Origin of the sequence: Mesorhizobium sp. M5C.F.Ca.IN.020.32.2.1 (genome assembly GCF_004023105.1) — a bacterium.
GTDB lineage: Bacteria > Pseudomonadota > Alphaproteobacteria > Rhizobiales > Rhizobiaceae > Mesorhizobium > Mesorhizobium wenxiniae.
This window is the reverse complement of sequence record NZ_RZSX01000848.1, coordinates 1-2,708: the sequence shown is the minus strand read 5'-3', so window position 1 is coordinate 2,708 and position 2,708 is coordinate 1. Positions and strand designations below refer to the sequence as shown.

Below are 2,708 nucleotides of genomic sequence, written 5' to 3'. Positions count from 1 at the left end.
AGGTGTGGCCGGGCAGGGGATCGAGTGGCAGGTGGATGCCGGCCGGGGTCTCGTCGCGCTGGCGGCCGATCATGCCGATGCTCCAGGGTTAGAGGTGTTGCGCGAGGCTTCGCGGGCGGCGGCAGCCTGTGCCGTCACCCGCAGCCATGCCGAGGTCTCACGCAGCGACTGGTCGACGGGCTTCTGCACGTCGAGAATCTTGTCGCCATGCACCATGTAGCGTGAACCTTCCCAGGCCTTGACCCAAACGCACGGCATATCAGGCTCGACCTCGCAATTGCCGTTGGCGCGCACACCGCCGCAGGGGCCATTGCGCAATTGCTTGGGGCAATTCATCGGGCACGACATGCCGGTAGAAGAAAGGATGCACTGGCCGCACATGCGGCAGTCGAACATAAAACCCTTGACGCGTTTTTCGACAAATTTGATCGGACCTTCGACGCGGCCGTAACCGATGCGCTTCCACAGCGGATGGAGGAGCAAAAACATGTCGGAGAACTTGGCGTAGAACCATTCGAGGAGTCGCGAGTGGCGGACGGACCACAGCCTGACCGCGAAGGAGCGCTGCACGCGCCGCTGCGGCGACACGTCGGCCGGCTTGTAGTCGGATTTCGGCGCTGCCTTCTTGACCAGAGTGGCCTGGGTAATCGCCGGGGTCGTTTCAGACATCTTCTTTCCCGCCCGCTTTAACCAGAGCGACCAGCCGTTCGCGGTCGTATTTCGCGTCGATGTCCTGAAGGGCTTTTTCAGCCTCGCCTTCAAGATCATCGCTGACCGGCACGGGGTCGGCCTTGCGCCATTCGGCCAGGTAGTCGTCGGTGCCGCCGGCGCCGGTGCGCATCGCACACATGTCGATCGCCTCGGTGAAACGCAGCGGCAATTCGCGCTTGGCGTTCTGCCGGCCTTTCTTGACGATGACCTGGGCGGGGATGTCGCGCCAGTAGACGACGATCAGATCGGCCATGAATTCCTACTCCCGTAGAGCGCCGTGCGTCCAATCGGAAAGGACGCTCTACTACTTTGGCTCAGCTGCATCGTACTTTTCCGGAGATCGATTCCGATTTTCGGGCCGATGCAGTGGTTCGGAGCATTGCCGGAAGCGCTGTTGGGCTGCTTGTTATGGGACGACGCGCGCGCATTCAAAAGCGACGCAATTGGAGGCCGCAAAAGGAAAGGTGAGAGTTTTCGATATATGGTTTGGATCAGCCGGTGCGACGATCGAAGCTGCCGACAAGCTTCCTGTGGAAGCGGATATAGCCTCGCTCGGTTGTTCGCAGGTGTTCGGCGACGATCTGATGGAAACGCGGCAGGCGGTGAAAGGGAACGGCCGGATAGGAATGGTGCTCGGAGTGGTACGGCATGTTCCACGCCACGAAGCGCACCAGCCGCGTGGTAAAGGTGGTGCGGGTGTTTTCGAGCATGTTGGCGACATGCGGGCAAAGCGCGTGCTCGGCCAACAAATAGGCCCGCAAGAAGGGCTGGCCGACGAGCACCGGCACAATCCAAACCCACAGCAGCAGCGACGACTGCACAGCCAGTGAGATCATCAGCAGCACCGCATAGGCGGTCAGAAATAAGCGTGCTTCCGAAATCACCTTGTCGCGGCCCTTTTCCGGCACGAAGCCGTCGCGGTAGCGGCCGGCCGCGTTGACGACGATCACGCGCGCCATGCTGGTCCAGTAGGGGACGCCGGAGAGATAACGCAGGTACTGGACTACGGTCTCCGGTTTCGGCGCCATCAGTTCGGGGTCGTTGTCCGGATCATGCGTGTGGCGGTGGTGCGCGAAATGGAAATAGCGGAACCAGGCCGGCGGCAGCAGGATCAGGAAGCCGGTCACGGTGGCGATGGTCCGATTGAGCCACGCCGTCCTGAAGGCCGTTTCGTGGATGGTCTCGTGCAACAGCGTGAAGAAGAAGACGATCAGGACCCCCTGCGGCAGCATGAGAATGGGCCAGAACGGAATCCGGGCGGCGATCAGCACGCCCAGCACGACAACCAGCCCGCCGTGAACGGTCAGCCGGACAATGCCGGGCCTGTCCAGTTTGGCGGTGAGGTCGCGACGATCCTCGACCGAAAGGCTGGCGATGATGGTGCGGTGGTCGATTTCGCTCATACCGGCAAGCTTATCGCCGGGGCGCCGTCCGGTAAATCGGCGCTCGGTAACAGACGCAGGTTTTTAAGCCGGTCCAGAAATAGAACCAGATCGTAGGATGACCACTGTTTCGAGGGCAGGCCCGGGATATGATATGGCAAGCTTGCCGGCTGCGCATCCCTGACCGCCTCGATGCTATCGCGTGAGAATGCCGCCTGCCGCAGCGCGTGGCTTGAAATCATATCGCCTGCCTCAGGCTTGCCGCGCACCTGCCGCAGCCGCCGCAAGCCAGGGATCGCGCGCTCAGCGCTTGAATTCAAGGATGTCGAGCTTCGATTCGTAATAGGGCGCCGGGAACTCGATGCGCCATTCGTTGGCGCGGTTGCGAAAGGTATAGCCGACCTGATCGCTTTGCGGGCCGCCGCCATAGGGTTTTGCAGGATCGTCGTTGACAGAAAGGGAGCCGAGATAGATCGAGCGCTTTTCGCCGTCGTCGAAGAAACGCCCCTTGGTGCGCTGCGAACCGGTGATTTTTTCCAGCATCCAGCCCGAACCGTCGTCGCTCACCTTGCACTTGAACCAGCCATAGATGACGAGCGGGCTCAGCCCGCCGGC

Annotated in this window: 5 protein-coding genes; all 5 read right to left on the bottom strand. The window is 61.5% G+C overall.

The genetic code is table 11. From position 1 onward, the window contains the following. Positions 1–69: 69 nt before the first annotated feature. Positions 70–669 (bottom strand): methylenetetrahydrofolate reductase C-terminal domain-containing protein, encoded by a 600-nt coding sequence (locus tag EOA86_RS29805; RefSeq protein ID WP_128344919.1) that lies wholly within the window; start codon positions 667–669, stop codon positions 70–72. Beyond that, positions 662–964, bottom strand: coding sequence for a virulence factor (locus EOA86_RS29800; RefSeq protein ID WP_095521910.1), 303 nt, complete (start codon positions 962–964; stop codon positions 662–664). The genes EOA86_RS29805 and EOA86_RS29800 overlap by 8 nt, the downstream gene beginning before the upstream one ends. 238 nt (positions 965–1,202) lie before the next feature. Continuing rightward, complete coding sequence (locus EOA86_RS29795; RefSeq protein WP_245497418.1) at positions 1,203–2,114, bottom strand: fatty acid desaturase; 912 nt, start codon at positions 2,112–2,114, stop codon at positions 1,203–1,205. After that, complete coding sequence (locus EOA86_RS29790; protein WP_128344918.1) at positions 2,111–2,380, bottom strand: hypothetical protein; 270 nt, start codon at positions 2,378–2,380, stop codon at positions 2,111–2,113. Before EOA86_RS29790 ends, EOA86_RS29795 begins: the two co-directional genes overlap by 4 nt. A 16-nt stretch (positions 2,381–2,396) precedes the next feature. Then, a partial coding sequence (locus EOA86_RS29785) for a DUF4893 domain-containing protein (RefSeq protein WP_128344916.1) occupies positions 2,397–2,708 on the bottom strand: 312 nt, incomplete at its 5' end.